The organism is Phenylobacterium sp. (assembly GCF_031360265.1).
Classification (GTDB): Bacteria; Pseudomonadota; Alphaproteobacteria; order Caulobacterales; family Caulobacteraceae; genus Phenylobacterium.
Map to the genome: position 1 here is coordinate 1 of NZ_JANMBF010000020.1, position 17,146 is coordinate 17,146.

At 70.0% G+C, this 17,146-nt stretch carries 16 protein-coding genes; 10 read left to right on the top strand and 6 right to left on the bottom strand.

The genetic code is table 11. The features are described from left to right. The first annotated feature begins 359 nt into the window (after positions 1 to 359). On the top strand, positions 360 to 1,175 hold the full coding sequence (locus RMN86_RS01470) for a PEPxxWA-CTERM sorting domain-containing protein (protein WP_309604050.1): 816 nt from the start codon (positions 360 to 362) through the stop codon (positions 1,173 to 1,175). Positions 1,176 to 1,193: 18 nt separating this feature from the next. Continuing rightward, positions 1,194 to 3,161, top strand: coding sequence for a toll/interleukin-1 receptor domain-containing protein (locus RMN86_RS01475; protein ID WP_309604051.1), 1,968 nt, complete (start codon positions 1,194 to 1,196; stop codon positions 3,159 to 3,161). Between the two features lie 12 nt (positions 3,162 to 3,173). On the opposite strand, the gene RMN86_RS01480 is transcribed toward RMN86_RS01475, so the two are convergent. Further along, positions 3,174 to 4,385, bottom strand: a complete 1,212-nt coding sequence (locus RMN86_RS01480; RefSeq protein WP_309604052.1) for a CaiB/BaiF CoA-transferase family protein — start codon at positions 4,383 to 4,385, stop codon at positions 3,174 to 3,176. Between the two features lie 305 nt (positions 4,386 to 4,690). Between RMN86_RS01480 and ileS the strand changes: the two genes are divergently transcribed. The 3 genes from ileS (at position 4,691) to RMN86_RS01495 (ending at position 8,853) form a co-directional block, all read left to right on the top strand. Then, entirely contained in the window at positions 4,691 to 7,624 is a 2,934-nt protein-coding gene (ileS, locus tag RMN86_RS01485) for an isoleucine--tRNA ligase (protein WP_309604053.1), read from the top strand. After that, positions 7,621 to 8,133 (top strand): signal peptidase II, encoded by a 513-nt coding sequence (gene lspA / locus RMN86_RS01490; protein ID WP_309604054.1) that lies wholly within the window; start codon positions 7,621 to 7,623, stop codon positions 8,131 to 8,133. Before ileS ends, lspA begins: the two co-directional genes overlap by 4 nt. 165 nt (positions 8,134 to 8,298) lie before the next feature. Then, positions 8,299 to 8,853: a DUF3035 domain-containing protein gene (locus RMN86_RS01495; RefSeq protein ID WP_309604055.1), complete on the top strand. Its 555-nt coding sequence runs from the start codon at positions 8,299 to 8,301 to the stop codon at positions 8,851 to 8,853. Positions 8,854 to 8,860: 7 nt separating this feature from the next. Here the strand turns inward: RMN86_RS01495 and RMN86_RS01500 are convergent, their stop codons facing one another. Continuing rightward, the gene (locus tag RMN86_RS01500) at positions 8,861 to 9,079 is read right to left on the bottom strand and encodes a helix-turn-helix transcriptional regulator (protein WP_405041298.1); all 219 of its coding nucleotides are present in this window, start codon (positions 9,077 to 9,079) and stop codon (positions 8,861 to 8,863) included. Position 9,080: 1 nt separating this feature from the next. After that, positions 9,081 to 9,491, bottom strand: a complete 411-nt coding sequence (locus tag RMN86_RS01505; RefSeq protein WP_309604056.1) for a hypothetical protein — start codon at positions 9,489 to 9,491, stop codon at positions 9,081 to 9,083. Between the two features lie 153 nt (positions 9,492 to 9,644). Between RMN86_RS01505 and RMN86_RS01510 the strand changes: the two genes are divergently transcribed. After that, entirely contained in the window at positions 9,645 to 10,058 is a 414-nt protein-coding gene (locus RMN86_RS01510) for a hypothetical protein (RefSeq protein ID WP_309604057.1), read from the top strand. Between the two features lie 12 nt (positions 10,059 to 10,070). On the opposite strand, the gene RMN86_RS01515 is transcribed toward RMN86_RS01510, so the two are convergent. Continuing rightward, a complete protein-coding gene (locus RMN86_RS01515; protein WP_309604058.1) occupies positions 10,071 to 11,054 on the bottom strand; it encodes a TraB/GumN family protein in 984 nt (327 codons plus the stop codon). 55 nt (positions 11,055 to 11,109) lie between these two features. Between RMN86_RS01515 and mutL the strand changes: the two genes are divergently transcribed. Then, positions 11,110 to 12,960 carry a DNA mismatch repair endonuclease MutL gene (gene mutL / locus RMN86_RS01520; RefSeq protein WP_309604059.1) on the top strand — a complete coding sequence of 617 codons (1,851 nt, stop codon included), beginning with the start codon at positions 11,110 to 11,112 and terminating at the stop codon, positions 12,958 to 12,960. A gap of 38 nt (positions 12,961 to 12,998) precedes the next feature. On the opposite strand, the gene RMN86_RS01525 is transcribed toward mutL, so the two are convergent. Continuing rightward, entirely contained in the window at positions 12,999 to 13,844 is an 846-nt protein-coding gene (locus RMN86_RS01525; protein WP_309604060.1) for a prephenate dehydratase, read from the bottom strand. Then, positions 13,841 to 14,578 carry a 3-deoxy-manno-octulosonate cytidylyltransferase gene (locus RMN86_RS01530; RefSeq protein WP_309604061.1) on the bottom strand — a complete coding sequence of 246 codons (738 nt, stop codon included), beginning with the start codon at positions 14,576 to 14,578 and terminating at the stop codon, positions 13,841 to 13,843. The genes RMN86_RS01525 and RMN86_RS01530 overlap by 4 nt, the downstream gene beginning before the upstream one ends. 137 nt (positions 14,579 to 14,715) lie before the next feature. Between RMN86_RS01530 and RMN86_RS01535 the strand changes: the two genes are divergently transcribed. From RMN86_RS01535 to RMN86_RS01545, 3 genes are all read left to right on the top strand, one after another. Next, on the top strand, positions 14,716 to 15,372 hold the full coding sequence (locus tag RMN86_RS01535; RefSeq protein WP_309604062.1) for a cytochrome c family protein: 657 nt from the start codon (positions 14,716 to 14,718) through the stop codon (positions 15,370 to 15,372). A 132-nt stretch (positions 15,373 to 15,504) separates the two neighbouring features. Continuing rightward, entirely contained in the window at positions 15,505 to 16,701 is a 1,197-nt protein-coding gene (locus RMN86_RS01540; protein WP_309604063.1) for a thiolase domain-containing protein, read from the top strand. Between the two features lie 2 nt (positions 16,702 to 16,703). Next, the gene (locus tag RMN86_RS01545) at positions 16,704 to 17,111 is read left to right on the top strand and encodes a Zn-ribbon domain-containing OB-fold protein (RefSeq protein WP_309604064.1); all 408 of its coding nucleotides are present in this window, start codon (positions 16,704 to 16,706) and stop codon (positions 17,109 to 17,111) included. Positions 17,112 to 17,146 lie beyond the last annotated feature (35 nt).

Below are 17,146 nucleotides of genomic sequence, written 5' to 3' on the forward strand. Positions count from 1 at the left end.
GGCGACCTATGACTGTGCCTTGGGGGACTCGCGGTCACCGCGGGGGCCGGACCGGCGGCCCAGGGATCTCGCCCGGTCAAGCGACCCGGCCTCCTCGCACGGTCCGCGGCACGGGTCGCGGACCGCGCGGATTTTGGCGGATTGGGCGTCTGGCGGCGCGCCAAAACCGGGCGGCCAGATGGTGATCGACGCAGCGATAACGGCCGATTGCCAAGTCCCGGCTTTCCATTGCAGTATCATGTTCGTTCAAATCCGATGGCGTTGCGTCGGCGTTGTCGGGCGTTGTTGAGTTCGCGTGAGGCCAGGAAGGACGCGACATCTTTCTGTCCCGCCGGCTCGAACTGGGGAGGCGTTACAGTATGGACCGCAGGTTTTCCGCGGGCGGACGTTCACTCGTCGGCGTCCTGACAACATCTCGTCACAGCGCCGGCGCGCGTCTCTGCGGCCTCGCCGCCTGCGCGAGCCTGCTGGCGGCCGGATCGGCGATGGCGAGCGGCGGCGGCATCCGCACCGACGAGGATTTCACCGACAGCTTCAGCTTTCCGACGCTCTGCACCCTGGGCGCGGCCTGCAGCCCCACGTCCCTGGGCTTCAGCGTCAACGGCTCCAGTTCCATCTACCTCTACCGGGAAGGCATCATCGGCCTGGGCGCATCCCTGACCGGCGGGGCCACCCTGGGCTCGGTGGTCGGCGACTACGTCGCCCCGGCGTTCGGCGCCACCGCGAGCAGCTCGCGAAAGCAGTTCCGCAACGCCCACTACGAGGCGACCCATCAACCCGGTATCACCCTCATCAACTTCGACACCACAGATCCCGGCGGCGACAAGGGTGTCTACCAGGTGGCGTTCTTCAACAACAATGTCGCCTCCTCGCCGTTGGGTGGCTACGTCACCGGCAACCGGACCGTGACCATCTCCTTCGGCTATGGCCGCTTTGTAGATTGCTCGGCCCTGCCGGCGACCTGCGGCTTCACTCCGCTCAGCCAAGCCGGCTGGCGGGTGGGCAAGGTGAAGCAGCTGTTCGACGTGGGCAAGCTGCCCAGTCCCAACCTCACCCTGCCGATGGCCAAACCGAGCACGGGCACGCCGGAGCCAGCCACCTGGGCCATGCTGGTCACCGGCTTCGGTCTCGTGGGCCTGGCCGCCCGCCGCCGTCGCGTCGCCGCGCCCGCCTGACGCCCCGCCTTCGCCGGCGTGCGCTACGCGGCGTTCATCAGCTACAACCATCGCGACCGCCACATCGCGTCCTGGCTGCACCGCGCGCTCGAGACCTATCGCGTCCCGCATCGGCTGCGCGGCCGCCAGGGCGCGCTGGGCGACATCGGCGCTCGGCTGCCGCCCATCTTTCAGGACCGCGAGGAACTGGCGGCCTCCGCCGACCTGGCCGCCTCGGTGCGCGAGGCTCTGGGCGAAGCCGCCTCGCTGATCGTCATCTGCACGCCCAATGGCGCGGCCTCGCGCTGGGTCAATGAGGAGATCCGCGCCTTCACCGCCCTGGGCCGCGCCGGCCGCATCCAGTGCCTGATCGCCGGCGGCGTCCCACAGGCGGCCGCTTCCGGGGCCGATCCCGCCCTGGAGTGCTTTCCACCGGCCCTGTTCGAGACCGGCGCGAGCGAGCCCCTGGCCGCCGACATCCGCCCGGGCGGCGACGACCGCACGGCGGCAAAGCTGAAGCTCCTCGCAGGCATCCTCGGCGTCGGCTACGACGAGCTTCGCCAGCGCGATCTGGCGCGCCGCCAGCGCCAGCTGATGGGCGTGGCGGCGGCGGCGTCAGCGGGCTTCCTGGCCATGTCCGGCCTCGCCGCCGTGGCCGTCCGCCAGCGCGACGTGGCGCGCCAGAAGACGCTCACCGCCGAGCGCACCGTGGCCTTCGTCAAGTCGCTGTTCGCCGTGGCCGACCCGTCGGAGGCGCGGGGAGACACCATCACCGCGCGCGAAATCCTCGACCGCGGCGCGCGCCAGCTCGACCATGGGCTGGCCGGCGAGCCCACCGTGCGGGCGGAGCTCACCACCACCCTGGGCGAGGTCTATGGCGGGCTGGGCCTGCTACGCCAGTCGCAGGCCCAGCTGCAACACGGCCTCAGCATTGCCGCCGTCGATCCCGCCGTCCGCGCCCGCCAGCTGACCGCCCTTGGCGAGGCCCAGTGGCGCGCCGACGACTACGGCGCGGCGCTCGCCACCCACCGGCGCGCGCTGGCCCTGGCGCGCCGGTCCGAAGGCGAGGCCAGCCCGCTGGTCGCCCGCAACCTGGCGGGCCTGGCCCAGGCGCAGGACCGGCTGGGCGACTATGCCGGCGCCCTACGCAACGCCGGCGCGGCGCTGGCGCTGGACCGTCGGGCCCATGGCCCGGACAGCGCGGAGGCCGCCAACGATTACAAACTGATCGGCGAGACTCAGTTCTACGCCGGCGACCTGGCCGGCGCCCGCGCCAACGTCGAGCGCTCGCTGGCCATCTATCTGAAGACCCGGGGCGCCTCCCACCCGGAGGTCGCCGACGAGCTCAACACCCTGGGCAACATCGCCCATATGGCCGGCGACCCGGCCGGGGCGGAGGCCTATTTTCGTCGCGCGCTCGCCGGCTATGAGGCGATCCTCGGCCCCGATCACCCGCTGGTCGCCGGCGCGCTCAACAACCTGGCGCGGATGCTGTTGGAACGCGGGGCCTTCGCCGAGGCCGATCCGCTGCTGCGGCGCGCCGTCGCCATCGACCTGGCCCAGAAGGACGACATGGCCGACGACCTGGTGTTCGAATACGCCAACCTGGGCATTGCCGAGCGGGGCCTGGGCCGCTCGCCGGACGCCGACGCCCTGTTCGCCAGGGCCGAGGCCGCCGCGCGGCGCAACCACCACCGCAACCTGGCGCCCGTGCTGCTGGAACGGGCCGAGATCGCCTGCGCCGCCGGCGACCCGGCGCGCGGCCTGCGGCTGGTCGCCGAGGCGCGACCGATTATGGCGGCGGCCTATCCCAAGGACCCCTGGCGCATGGCGTGGGTCGAGGCGGTCGGCGGCGACTGCATGGTCCGCGACGGCCGGGCCCAGGCCGGCGCCGACGCGCTGCGCGCCCAGGCGCCGGTGGTCCACGCGCGCTGGGGGCCCGCCAGCCTCTACGGCGCCCGCCTCCAGGCCATGCTGCGCCACGCAGGCGCCGCGGCGGGGCGTTAGGTCGCCTTGTTTCTAGATCACGCCCTTTTCCCGCAACTTGGCGATCCGCGCCTCCGAGCAGCCGGCCCGCGCTCGCAGAACCTCGTCGGTGTGGGCGCCCAGCGGCGGGCCGGGCCAGCGCACGGCGCCCGGGGTGCGCGACAGCTTGGGAAAGACGTTCTGCATCTTCACCTGGCCGAACACCGGGTGGTCGGTGGTGACGATCGCCTCGCGGGCGACGAACTGCGGGTCTTCCAGCATGTCGGGCGCGCGGAACACGCGGGAGGCCGGGACGCCCTTGGCCTGCAGCCGGGCCAGCAGGTCGGGCAGGGTGAAGGTGCTGGTCCAGTCGGCGATGATCGCGTCGAGTTCGTGCTGGTTCACGCCGCGCGAGGCGTGATCGATGAATTTCGGGTCGGTCTTCAGGTCGGGGCGGCCCATCACCTCGGTCAGGCGGGCATAGACGGTGTCGCCGTTGCCGCCGATCAGGATCAGCTCGCCGCCCTGGCAGGGGTAGGCGTTGGACGGCGCGATGCCGGGCAGCACCGAGCCGGAGCGTTCGCGGACATAGCCGGTCAGGTCGTATTCGGTGACCAGGTTTTCCATAACCGCCAGCACGCTTTCATAGAGCGCCGCGTCGATCACCTGGCCTTTGCCGGTGCGCGCGCGCCCGTGCAGCGCCATGGTGATGCCCATCACTGCGTGCATGGCCGCCAGGCTGTCGCCGATGGAGATGCCGGCGCGCGCCGGGGGCCGGTCAGGCTCGCCGGTGACGTAGCGCAGGCCGCCCATGGCCTCGCCGATCAGGCCGTAGCCGGCGCGCTGCGAATAGGGGCCGGTCTGGCCGAAGCCGGAGACGCGGGCCATCACCAGGCCGGGGTTGTCGGCGGACAAGGCTTCATAGGACAGGCCCCACTTCTCCATGGCGCCGGGGCGGAAGTTCTCGATCACCACGTCAGCCTTGGCGATCAGCGCCCTGGCGATGGCCTGGCCGTCCGGCGTGCGCAGGTCCAGGCCGACGGACTTCTTGTTGCGCCCGATCACCGGCCACCAGGGCGAGTGGCCCTTGGGCAGGCTGCGGCCCCACTGGCGCATGGGATCGCCCGCCTTGGGGTCCTCGATCTTGATCACCTCGGCGCCGAAGTCGCCGAGGATCTGGCCGGCGAACGGCCCGGCGATCAGGGTGCCCATCTCGATGACAACGAGATCGGCGAGCGGGCCTTGGGCTTCGGGCGCATCGGTCATGGCCCTGGCATAGCGGTTCTGGCCGGGCCGTTCCAAGCCCCGAACGTGGTGCGCGCGCCGCCATGGGCGTTCGACAGTCGCCGCATGTCGCCGACCCCTTGGGTTCCGTAGCGTCGTCTGGTATCCCCTTGCGGCATGACTTCGGTTCGGAAAGACTTGCGAATTATCCGCCCGGCGTGACGCTGGCGGACGACCATGTCTGCGCGCGCGCCGGGTGCTTGTAAGCCCGTCATCCCCGGCCTACGAAGCGTCGAACGCCGCGAAGGCCGCGCCGGGGACCGCTCCGAACCAAGCTGGAAAATTCCATGGCCGACGACGCCGAGACACCCCTCTTCGACGAACAAAAGGGGCGGGACTATCGCGAAACCGTCTTCCTCCCCGAGACGCCCTTTCCCATGCGCGCGGGCCTGCCGCGGTTGGAACCGCAGATCCTGGAGCGCTGGGCGGGCATCGATCTCTACAACGCCATGCGCGCGGCCCGGCAGGCGGCGGGCGCCAAGCTGTTCGTGCTGCACGACGGCCCGCCCTATGCCAATGGCGCGATCCACATTGGCCATGCCCTGCAGAAGACGCTCAAGGACTTCGTGGTCCGCTCGCGCTTCGCGCTCGGCTACGACGTCGACTATCGACCCGGCTGGGACTGCCACGGCCTGCCCATCGAGTGGAAGGTCGAGGAGGAGCTGCGCGCCAAGGGCCGCCGCAAGGACGAGGTCTCCCGCGCCGAGTTCCGCGCCCGCTGCCGCGAGTACGCCGCCCACTGGATCGAGGTCCAGATGGCCGGTTTCAAGCGCCTGGGGGTGATCGGCGACTGGGAAAACCGCTACGCCACCATGGACTATTCGAGCGAGGCGACCATCGTCGCGGAGTTCCACAAGTTCGTCGCCTCCGGCCAGCTCTATCGCGGCTCCAAGCCGGTGATGTGGAGCCCGGTGGAGCGCACCGCTCTGGCCGACGCCGAAGTCGAATATCACGACCACACCAGCCCCACCGTCTGGGTGAAGTTCCCGGTGGTCGAGGGCTCCGACGCCACCGACGGCGCCAGCGTGGTGATCTGGACCACCACGCCCTGGACGATCCCGGCCAACCGGGCGGTGAGCTACAACCCCGATATCGCCTATTCGGTCTATCAGGTCGAGGCGATGCAGGCCGACCTGGCGTTCGAGCCCTGGGCGAAGGCCGGCGACCGGCTGATCGTCGCCGACAAGCTGGCCGCCGAGGTGATGGCCGCGGCCATGGTCGCCACCTTCAAGCGTGTCGAGACCGTCGATTGCCAGGGCATGGTGCTGGCCCACCCGCTGGCCGGGCTCGACAGGCACTACGGCTTCCAGGTGCCGATGCTGGCCGGCGACCACGTCACCGAGGACGCGGGCACGGGGTTCGTCCACACCGCGCCCGGCCACGGCGCCGACGACTATATGGTGTGGATCGCCCACGGTCATCGCGAGATCCCCGAGACGGTCGATCCCGACGGCGCCTATTACGATCACGTGGCGCTGTTCGGCGGGCTGAAAGTTCTGGAAACCGAGGGCAAGAAAGCCGGCCGGTTCGGACCGGCCAACGCCGCGGTGATGGATCGGCTGATCGAGGCCGGGACTCTGCTGGCGCGCGGCCGGCTGGCGCATTCCTATCCGCACTCCTGGCGGTCCAAGGCGCCGGTGATCTTCCGCAACACGCCGCAGTGGTTCATCCGCATGGACACGCCGCTGGAGGACGCCGCGCACGCCGGCCGCACCCTGCGGGAAACGGCGCTGGAAGCCATCGACGCCACCGCCTTCTACCCGGAGGGCGGGCGCAATCGCATCCGCTCGATGGTCGAGAGCCGGCCCGACTGGCTGGTCAGCCGCCAGCGCGCCTGGGGCTCGCCGCTGGCCATGTTCGTCGACAAGGAAACCAACCAGCCGCTGCACGACGAAGAGGTCAACCGCCGGATCGTCGAGGCGATCGCCCAGGACGGCGCCGACGCCTGGTTCACCCGCCCGGTGACCGATTTCCTCGGCGCCCACGACCCTGATCGCTATGAAAAGATCGAGGACATCCTCGATGTCTGGTTCGATTCCGGCGCGACGCACGCCTTCACCCTGGAAGGCCGCGCCGACACCCACTGGCCCGCCGACCTCTATCTGGAAGGCTCCGACCAGCATCGCGGCTGGTTCCAGTCGTCGCTGCTGGAAAGCTCCGGCACGCGCGGCCGGGCGCCCTACGACGCGATCCTCACCCATGGCTTCACCATGGACGAGGCCGGCGAGAAAATGTCCAAGTCCAAGGGCAACACCGTCGATCCCGAGACGGTGATCGGCGAGTCCGGGGCCGAGATCATCCGGCTTTGGGCCGCCAGCATCGACTACGCCGACGACAGCCGGATCGGCAAGACGGTGCTGCAGACCACCTCGGACGCCTACCGCAAGCTGCGCAACACGCTGCGCTACCTGCTGGGCGCGCTGGAGGGGTTCACCGACAGCGAACGACTGCCGCTGGAGGCCATGCCGCCGCTGGAGCGGTTCATCCTGCACCGGCTTTGGGAGCTCGACGCCCACGTCCGTGCCGCCTATGAGGGCTTCATCTTCCAGGACGTGGCGCGCGCCCTGATCGAGTTCTGCCAGGTCGAGCTTTCGGCCCTGTTCTTCGACATCCGCCGCGACGCCCTTTATTGCGACCGGCCCGACAGCGAACGCCGGCGTGCGACGCGCACGGTGATGGACGCGGCGTTCGAACGGCTGACCGTCTGGCTCTCGCCGCTGATGCCGTTCACCACCGAAGAGGCGTGGACCACGCGGTTCCCGGACGCCGCCTCGAACGGCCTGCGGGTGTTCCCCACGACGCCCGATGCCTGGCGCAACGACGTCGAGGCCGGGCGTTGGGCCCAGGTTCAGACGGTGACCTCGGTGGTTACTGGCGCACTTGAGGTCGAGCGGCGGGAGAAGCGGATGGGCGCCGCGCTGGAGGCCGCGCCCGCGGTGGAGATTGCCGACGCCGGCCTGCGGGCCGCCTTCGAGGGCCTCGACCCCGCCGAGGTGTTCCGCACCAGCGCCGCGACCCTGTCCCCCGGCCCCGGCCCGGAGGACAGCTTCCGGCTGAGCGAGGCGCCCGGCGTCGCGGTGTCGCCGATCCGGGCCAGCGGCCACAAATGCGCGCGGTGCTGGCGGGTGTTGCCGCAGGTCAAGGCGCCCAGCTTCCTCTGCGAACGCTGTGATGACGCCGTCGCCCACTGGGACGCGGCCAAGGCGGAGGCGGCGGCGTGAGCTGGGTGACAAGACTGGGCGGACTGGCGCTGATCCTGGCGCTGGCGGTGATCATCGCCGACCAGGCGTCGAAGCACTGGATCCTGGAGGTTCTGCAGCTGCGCGAGGGCGAAACCCTAGCGGTTTTCGGACCCCTGCACCTGACCGGCGTGCGCAATTCCGGGGTCAGCTTCGGCTTTCTGCAGGCCCGCCACGACCTGGTGCGCTGGGCGCTGGCGGTGTTCTCGATCGTCGTGTCGGTGGTGCTGGCGGTGTGGGTTCGCCGCACCGAGCGGCCGCTGTTCGCCGTGGCCGTGGGCCTGGTGATGGGCGGCGCCGTCGGCAACGTCATCGACCGCATCCGCTTCGGCGCCGTCGTCGACTTCATCGACGTCACCCGCCTCCAGTTTCCGTGGGTGTTCAATGTGGCGGATTCCGCGATCACCCTCGGCATCTGTCTGCTGCTGATCGACATGCTGCGCCAGGATGGTCGCGAACGCGCCGCAAAGACGTCGCAGGATACGGCCTGATGCGCCGTTGGCGTGTGCGCCCGTTTAGGCTATCCACAGTCTCTTTTCTGGCCGGGGGCGGTCCCCATCGATTTCCGGCATGCGGAATCGATGGGTCAACAAACTGGCGCGCTTCCCTTTCGGCGAGACTTCGCCGCGCCGGGAAGCGCTAGGAGCTACCACCTCATGAGCGTCAACCGAGTGATCGTCGCCTCCGCCCTGATCGCCGCGGCGGGTCTCGCCGGATGCCAATCGACGCGCAACGCGCTGGGCATGAACAAGGTGACTCCCGACGAATTCCGCGTGGTGACCAAGGCCCCGCTGGTGCTGCCGCCCGACTTCTCGTTGCGGCCGCCGGCGCCGGGCAAGCCGCGCCCGCAGGAGCTGCAGCCGGAAAGCGCCGCGCGCGTCGCCCTGCTCGGCCAACGTGAGGGCGAGGCTCGGTCCGACGGCGAGAAGCTGCTGGTGGCCAAGGCCGGCGCGGACAAGGCCGACCCCCTGATCCGCTACGTCGTCGATGACGAGTTCGGCGATGTCAGCCACAAGGAAAGGAGCTTCGCCGACAAGGTGATGTTCTGGCGCGCCGACAAGACCGCCGCGCCGGCGGCTGCGCCCATTGGCTCAGACGCCACGCCCATCGACGCCGCCGCCGAGGAAAAGCGCATCGCCCAACTGACCGGCGGCAAGACGGTGGTGATCCAGCGCGAAGGCCAGCACCGGATCAAGCTGCCGGGCCTTTAGAGTCCAGCTATTCGTCCCACTGGAACACATCGTCCAGGCTGGCTGAGAACACATGGGCGATGCGGAAAGCCGCTTCCAACGAGGGCGAATATTTGCCGGCCTCGATGGCGGCGATGGTCTGGCGGGTCATGCCGATTTTCTCGGCCAGCTGGCCTTGCGTCATCTCGCCGTGCTCGAACCGCAGGCGGCGGATCTGATTGACGATCGGCAGGCGCGCGGAGCCCACGTCAGGCCCCGCGCCGGAAGGTGACAATCTGGGCGACCGCGACAACCAGGGTGGCGATCACCACGCCCAGCAGCGCGAAGTTGGCCATGTCCAGCGCGCTGTGGCCCAGGTGGATCGGGATGAACATCGCCAGGCCCCAGACCATCAGCACATGGTAGCCGATCGTGTGTGAGCGGGCCTGGATCAGGATCTCGCGCTCGTCCCTCGGCGCGCGGCCGTCCCTGGGCGTGGTCAGCGCCGCGATCAGGGTCAGCCCGAGCTGCAACCCGATCAGGCCGACGCCGCAGATTAGCAGGAAGAACAGGGCTTGAAAGCCGCGGACGTGGCCGGTCAGCAGCGCGCCAAAATAGGCCCCGAAGCAGACGAGCACCGTCGCCAGGGTGATCCAGGCGGATTTCTCGCGGAACGACATGGCTTTGACCTCGGTGGACGACGGGCTTGAGAAGATGTATGATATCTTTTACATGATGTCAGTCTTTCTTGCCATCAATGCCCCGCCTTGGCGCGCGCCTGCGACCGGTTTCCGGGGCGGGGGAAGCCACGTCGAAACCTCAAGGAGCGTCACATGATTGCCTCGACCCGCCAACGCCTCGCCACGGGCGCCCTTTTCGCGTTCCTTGCGTTGAGCGCGCCCGCGCTGGCCCATCCGGCGCACAGCAAGGCCGCGGCGCCCGCCGCGGCCAGCCTGCAGGGCGGCCAGGAGCAGCAGGCCTGGATCAACGACCCGCACATGCACGCCTTCTATGACCTCAGCCGCGAGGCCTTCGCCAACGGCCCAGCCAAGGTCGATGTCGACGGGTTCGAGCAGAAGGCGTTCGCCATCTTTCGCGACTTCGGACCCACGATGGGCATGGCGCCGCTGAAGATGCAGGATCACCTGAAGCTGATCCCGCGCCAGGTGGTGCAGATCGTCCGGGAGGATCCCAAGGTGCTGGACAGCTACGCCAACTTCGTGGCCGCGACCTTCGGGCCCCAATGATCCGAGGCGCCGTTACTCCTCGTCTGCGGGCGTCGTCACCGTAAAGCCCTTCGAGCGAAGCCGGTCGAGCACGCCGCCCTGCGCCAGCAGCGGCCGCAGTTGCACCACGGCGATGGCGTGGCCCGGCGTCTTCAGCGCGGTCTCGATCGCCGCGACCTGATCGGCCTTGACCTGGGCGTCGAAGGCCTGGACGCCCGGCACACTGGCGATGCAGCGTTCGAAGGTCCGCTCATTGTCCAGCGCGCCGCGCACGTCGCCCTGCGCCCAGGCTCGCGCCGCGGCGATCGTGCCGGCGGGTCCCGCCTCGACCGTGCTCATCACCTCGTCGAGGCAGGTGCGCGCGGCCGGGGCGGGCGTGCGCGTGATGGCCCCCATCAGCGGGCCGATGTCATAGCTCTTCTGCAGGATCGGCACATGCGCCTGGCGGGCGAGCAGCCGGATCAGCTTGGTGGGATCGGTGACCGTCAGGCCGGTGTGCTCGCGGTTGTCGTTGGCCAGGATCAGGCCCGCCGCGAGTGCGCTGCGGGTGCCGTAGTGCGAGGCGGGCTGGCCCAGGCGCGTGCGTAGGGCGACGAACCGGGCGCGGGCAGCCGGCTCAAGAGTCTCCTCGAACGGGGTTCCAGACCGCAGGCGCAGGTAGGCGACGGCGGCGGCGAACGCCCCACCCAGCGTCACGCGGATCTGCTGGAAGGGAAGGATCACCACGTTCGCGCCCTTCAGGCGGCGTTCGAAGACGGTCCGGTCCCACGCCATGCGGCGCGGCGCCAGCGACGGCGAGCCCAGGACATAGACGGTCGTTTCGGCGTCGGAGACCGTCCACCAGGCCGGCCCCGGAAGGCGTCCCCTGACCACCAGTTCCTCGACCAGGACGGAATCGGGATCGGTGGGATCGGGTCTGGCGGCGGTCAGCGGGACCTGCGCCGTCGTCGCGGGCGCGGCGGCCATGCAGGCGGCCCCGAGCGCGGCCAGTGCGAACGCCGAAAGCTTGTGCCGCACGCCCATTCGCCGCCCCGGAATCGTCCTATAGTGCCGGACTGCTGAAAGCTCTGACATGCCGATCCGTCGCCTGCCGCCGCAAACCGTCAACCGCATCGCCGCCGGCGAGGTGGTGGAACGCCCGGCGAGCGCGGTCAAGGAGCTGGTGGAAAACGCCCTGGACGCCGGGGCGACCCGCGTCGAGGTGCAGGCCGACGGCGGCGGCCTGAGCCGCATCCTGGTGGCCGACGACGGCCAGGGCCTGGCCGCCGACGAGCTGCCGCTGGCCATCGAGCGGCACGCCACCTCCAAGCTCAGCCCCGACGCCGCTGGCGACTACGATCTGTTGCACATCTCCACCCTTGGTTTCCGCGGCGAGGCCCTGCCGTCCATCGGCTCGGTGGCCCGGCTGACGATCTCCAGTCGGGCGTGCGGTCAAGCCGAGGCTCACGCGATCTTCGTCGAAGCCGGCGCGGTGGGCCCTGTGACGCCCGCCGCCTTCCCCGATCCGCATGGGGCGAGGGTGGAGGTGCGCGACCTCTTCTACGCCACGCCGGCGCGGCTGAAGTTCATGAAGTCCGAGCGGGCCGAAGCCATGGCCATCGCCGAGGAGATCAAGCGTCAGGCCATGGCCCACGAGGCGGTCGCCTTCAGCCTGGACCTCGACGGCCGCCGCACGATCCGCCTGCCCGCCGAGGCGCCGGGGCCCGACGGGCGGCTGGCGCGGCTGGCGGCGATCATGGGGCGAGAGTTCGCGGAGAACGCCCTAGCCCTCGACCACGAGCGCGAGGGCGTGCGGCTGTCGGGGTTCGCCGGCCTGCCGACCTACAATCGTGGCAATGCCGGCCACCAGTACCTGTTCGTCAACGGCCGCCCGGTGCGCGACCGCCTGCTGCAGGGCGCGCTGAGAGCCGCCTACGCTGATTTCCTGGCCCGCGACCGCCATCCGCTGGCCGCGCTCTATCTCGAGCTCGACACGGCCTACGTCGACGTCAACGTCCACCCCGCCAAGGCCGAGGTCCGGTTCCGCGATCCGGGGGTGGTGCGCGGGCTGATCATCGGCGGCCTGCGCCACGCCCTGGCGGGCGCCGGGCATCGGGCCTCGACCACCCTATCGAGCGCGGCCCTGGGGGGCTTCCGGCTCGGCGGGCATGTTCCGCCGCCCTCCGCCGCCGGCTACTCCGCCTGGCGACAGGGCGGTTGGCAGCCGTCTGCCCTGGCCGCCGCCGTGCAGTCGATCCCCGGCCTGACCGAGGTCTCCGCCCGCGCCGAACCGCCCTGGGACTATGCAGCAGAGTCGGCGGTGGCCGAGGACGGCGCTCCCGCTCCGGCGTTCGATCCCGTCGACTACCCGCTGGGGGCGGCGCGGGCCCAGGTGCACGCGACCTACATCGTCGCCCAGACCCGCGACGGGGTGGTCATCGTCGACCAGCACGCCGCCCACGAGCGGCTGGTCTATGAGCGGATGAAGCACGAAATGGCCGAAGGCGGCGTCATGCGTCAGGCCCTGCTCTTGCCGGAGGTGGTCGAACTCGATCCCTCCGAGGCCGAACGGGTCTGCGCCAAGGCCGAAGAGCTGGCGGCGCTGGGCCTCATGGTCGAACCGTTCGGGCCGGGCGCGGTGCTGGTCCGCGAGACCCCGGCCCTGCTGGGCGAGACCGACGTCCAGGGTCTGGTCCGCGATATCGCCGACGACCTGGCCGAGAACGGCCAGGCCCTGGCGCTGAAGGAACGGCTGGAGGACGTCTGCTCGACCATGGCTTGCCACGGCTCGGTGCGCGCCGGCCGCAGGCTGGCCGCCGCGGAAATGAACGCCCTGCTGCGACAGATGGAAGCCACGCCCCACTCCGGCCAGTGCAACCACGGCCGCCCCACCTATGTCGAACTGAAGCTGGCCGACATCGAGCGGCTGTTCGGGCGGCGTTGATCTTCCTTTCCCGCACGTTGTTCACTAAGGGAGGGAAGCTACCCCCGCGTGCGGAACGGGTCGGCGGGGTAGACGCCGAGGATCTCGAACTTCTCGGCGAAGAAGCCCAGTTCCTCGAAGGCCAGCGCCAGGCCGCGGTCCTCGGGCCGGCCGTCGGCCTCGGCGTAGAAGAAGGTCGCTGTCCAGGCGCCGTCTTCCATGTAGCTTTCCAGCTTGGAGATGTTGACGCCGCTGGTGGCGAACCCGCCCATGGCCTTGTAGAGCGCCGCCGGCAAGTTGCGGACCTTGAAGGTGAAGCTGGTGATGCAGGGTTCGGTGAACGGCGGCGGCTTCGGCGCCGCCTCGGCGGTCATCACCAGGAAGCGGGTGGTGTTGTGGTGCTCGTCCTCGATGTCACGCGCCAGGATCTCCAGGCCGTAGATCTCGGCCGCCAGCGCCGGTGCGATCGCCGCGCGCGTTGGATCGGGGTGTTCCGAGACGATTCTGGCCGAGGCCGCCGTGTCGCCGGCGGCTTCCATGGTCACGTCAAGGGTGCTGAGCATTCGCCGGCACTGGCCCCAGGCAAAGGGCATGGAGACCACCGTCCTGATGTCCTCGCGCCGGACGCCGGGGTTGGCCATCAGGTGAAAGTGGATCGGCTTGAACCGCTCGCCGATGATCTTCAGGCCCGAGGAGGGCAACAGGTGGTGCACGTCGGCCACGCGCCCGGCGGTAGAGTTCTCCACCGGGATCATGCCCAGCTGGCAGTCGCCGGTCTTCACCGCCTCGAACGCCTCCTCGAAGGTGGCGTGCGGAACCGGCTGCATCGCCGGATAGGCGGCCATGCAGGCCTCATGGCTGTTGGCGCCCAGCTCGCCCTGGAAAGCGATGCGTCCCCCGCTCATGAAGACTCCCTTGCATGGTTGCGCGCGCGGTCCAGATCGGCGGGCGTGTCCACCGAGATCGGCGCTTCGTCGATTACCGCGGCCCAGATCGACAGGCCAAGCTCCAGGGCCCGCAGCTGCTCCAGCCGCTCGCGCAGCTCCAGCGGCGAGGGCGGGGTCGCGGCGAACCGCGCAAGCGCCGCCCGCCGGAAGCCATAGATCCCGTGGTGCAGCCACACCGGCCCCTCGCCATAGAGCACCGAGCGGGTGAAATAGAGCGCCCGGCCCGACCGTCCGTCGGCCTGCATCGCGGCGACCACCTTGGGGATGTGGGGGTTGGTCCGGTCGGCGGGATCGGCCAGCGCCACCATCACCGTGGCGATGTCGCAGGAGGGCTGGGCGGCCAGCAGGTCGGCCACCGCCCGCACGGCGTCGGGACGGACGAAGGGGATGTCGCCCTGCAGGTTGATCACCACGTCGTGGGCGCCGGCGGGGTCGAGCTGCGCCAGGGCGGCGACGATGCGGTCGGTGCCGGAGGGCAGGTCGGGGTCGGTCAGCACGCAGCGTCCTCCGGCGGCCTCCACCGCCGCGACGATCCGCGAATCACCCGCCGCCACGGCCACGGGACCGACGCCGGCGGCCTCAGCCTGGCGCAGCACGCGCACGATCATCGGCACACCGCCGATGTCGGCCAGGGGCTTGCCGGGCAGGCGGGTCGCGGCCAGGCGCGCGGGGATCAGCACGATCGGATTCATCGGAAGCGTTACGGCCTTGCCTGGGCGGTTGCGCGAGCGCCGGTAGCGTGTAAGAGAGCCGGGCGCAACAAGGGGCGGGATTCCCGCGCTTTCGCCGGCCTTCCCGGCCGGCCGTGAAGAGGGCCGATTTCGATACGATGAGCGACCTGACCTTCAACAAATACGCCGGCGCCGTGCTGGCGACGGCCTTCATCATCACCGGCCTGGTGCAACTGTCTTCCGGCGTGTTCAGCCCGGAGAAGGTCGCCAAGCCCGGCTATGTCGTCGAAATCACCCAAGACGCCGGCGGCGCGGCCGCGGCGCCCGATGTTCCGCCCGACTGGGGCGCGGTGCTGCAAAAGGCCGACCTGAAGGCCGGCGCGACGGTCTTCGAGAAATGCAAGTCCTGCCACAACGCCGACAACGGCGGCGCCAACGGCACCGGCCCGAACCTCTGGGGCGTCGTCGGCCGCGCGCCCGGCAGCCATGCGGGCTTCGCCTATTCCGACGGCATGAAGGCGTTCGGCGCCAAGCAGCCGATCTGGGACTACGAACATATCTACGAGTTCGTCAAAAACCCGCAGAAGTACATCAGCGGCACCAAGATGAGCTTCGTCGGCCTGAAACAGCCGCAGGACCGCATCGACGTTATTGCCTACCTGCACGCCCAGGGCTCCACCCTGCCGATCCCCGCGCCGAACCCGGCGGCCGCGGCCGCGCCGGCGCCGGCCGGAGCGCCCGCCAAGCCTGATAAGAAGCCAGCGGCGCCGGCCGCCGCCGAGACTGACGCCGCCAAGGCTCCCGCCGCGAAATAGGCGGATCGGGGGCGTCAATGGAAGATCTGGCCTGACGGCGCCGTCCCGCGCGACTCGGGCGCGGCCGGCGAATGGGCGAGACTCATTCCTGCGACTCTATTCTGGCTGGCGAAGGTCATTTCGGGGAGGATCATGAGCATCAAGGGCAAGGCCTATGTCATGGGCGCGTTCGAGCATCCGCTCCGCGATGCGCCGGACACCTCCACCGCGCAGCTGCACGCCGAATGCGCCCAAGGCGCCCTGGCCGACGCCGGCCTCTCCCACCTCGACATCGACGGCTACTTCTGCGCCGGCGACGCGCCGGGGTTCGGCGGCATGTCGATGGTCGACTACATGGGGTTGCGAAACGTCCGCCACCTGGATTCCACCGAGACCGGCGGCTCGTCCTACATCGTCCACGTGGGCCACGCGGCCCAGGCGATCGCGGCGGGCAAGTGCTCGGTGGCGCTGATCACGCTGGCCGGCCGGCCGCGACACGGCGGCAACCGGCCAGGCGGCGCCGGGCGCGGCCCGGCGGCCGGCGGGGGGCTCTCCGACGGGGCGCCGGAAGCTGGCTTCGAGAACATCTATGGCGGCTCGACCCACAACACCTACGGGATGTGCGCCATGCGCCACATGTATGAATACGGCACGACCAGCGAACAGCTGGCCTGGATCAAGGTCGCCGCCAGTCACCATGCCCAATGGAACCCGCACGCCTTCCTGAAGGACGTGGTCACCGTCGAGCAGGTGGTCAACTCCCGGATGATTTCCGACCCGCTACATCTGCTGGACTGCTGCGTCGTCACCGACGGCGGCGGCGCGCTGATCGTCACCTCGCCGGAAGTCGCCAGGACGCTCCACCGGCCAAAGGTGCGGGTGATCGGCGCGGGCGAGGCGCCGAAGGCGCCCCTGGGCGGCCTGGACCTCGACCTCACCCATTCCGGCGCCGTGTGGTCGGGGCCACGCGCGTTCGAGGAGGCGGGCGTGACACCTTCCGACATCAAATACGCCTCGATCTACGACAGCTTCACGATCACCGTGCTGATGCAGCTGGAGGACCTGGGGTTCTGTGCGAAGGGCCAGGGCGGCCGGTTCGTCAGCGACGGCAACCTGATCTCCGGCGTGGGCAAGCTGCCGTTCAACACCGACGGCGGGGGTCTGTGCAACAACCACCCCACCAACCGCGGCGGCATCACCAAGGTGATCGAGGCGGTGCGCCAGCTGCGCGGCGAAGCCCATCCCAAGGTCCAGGTGGCCGACTGCGACCTGGCCATCGCCCACGGCACGGGGGGCTCGCTGGGCACCCGGCACGCGGCGGCCACCGTGATCCTGGAAAGGGAGGGCTGAACATGTCTGAAGCTCAGGAGAAGATGACCCGCCCGATCCCGCCGCCGGCGGTGTCGATCGAGACCAAGCCGTTCTGGGACGCGGCCGCCGAGGGCCGATTCCTGATCGGCCGCTGCAACGCCTGCGGCAAAGCCTACTGGTATCCGCGCGCCATCTGCCCGCACTGCTTCTCCGGCGATACGGTGCTGGAGGAAAGCCCGGGCGAAGGCGTGGTCTACACCTATTCGGTGCTGCGCCGTTCGCCCACCGGCCCCTACGCCATCGGCTATGTGACGCTGAACGAGGGTCCGTCCGTGCTGACCAACTTCGTCGACGTGACCCCCGACGGGCTTGCCATCGGCCTGAAGGTCAAGGTTAGGTTCCAGCCGACCGAGGGCGGGCCGCCGGTCCCGGTGTTTGCTCCGGCTTAGGCGTCGGCTCCTGGCGGGCCCCTGGCCGGGCCAGA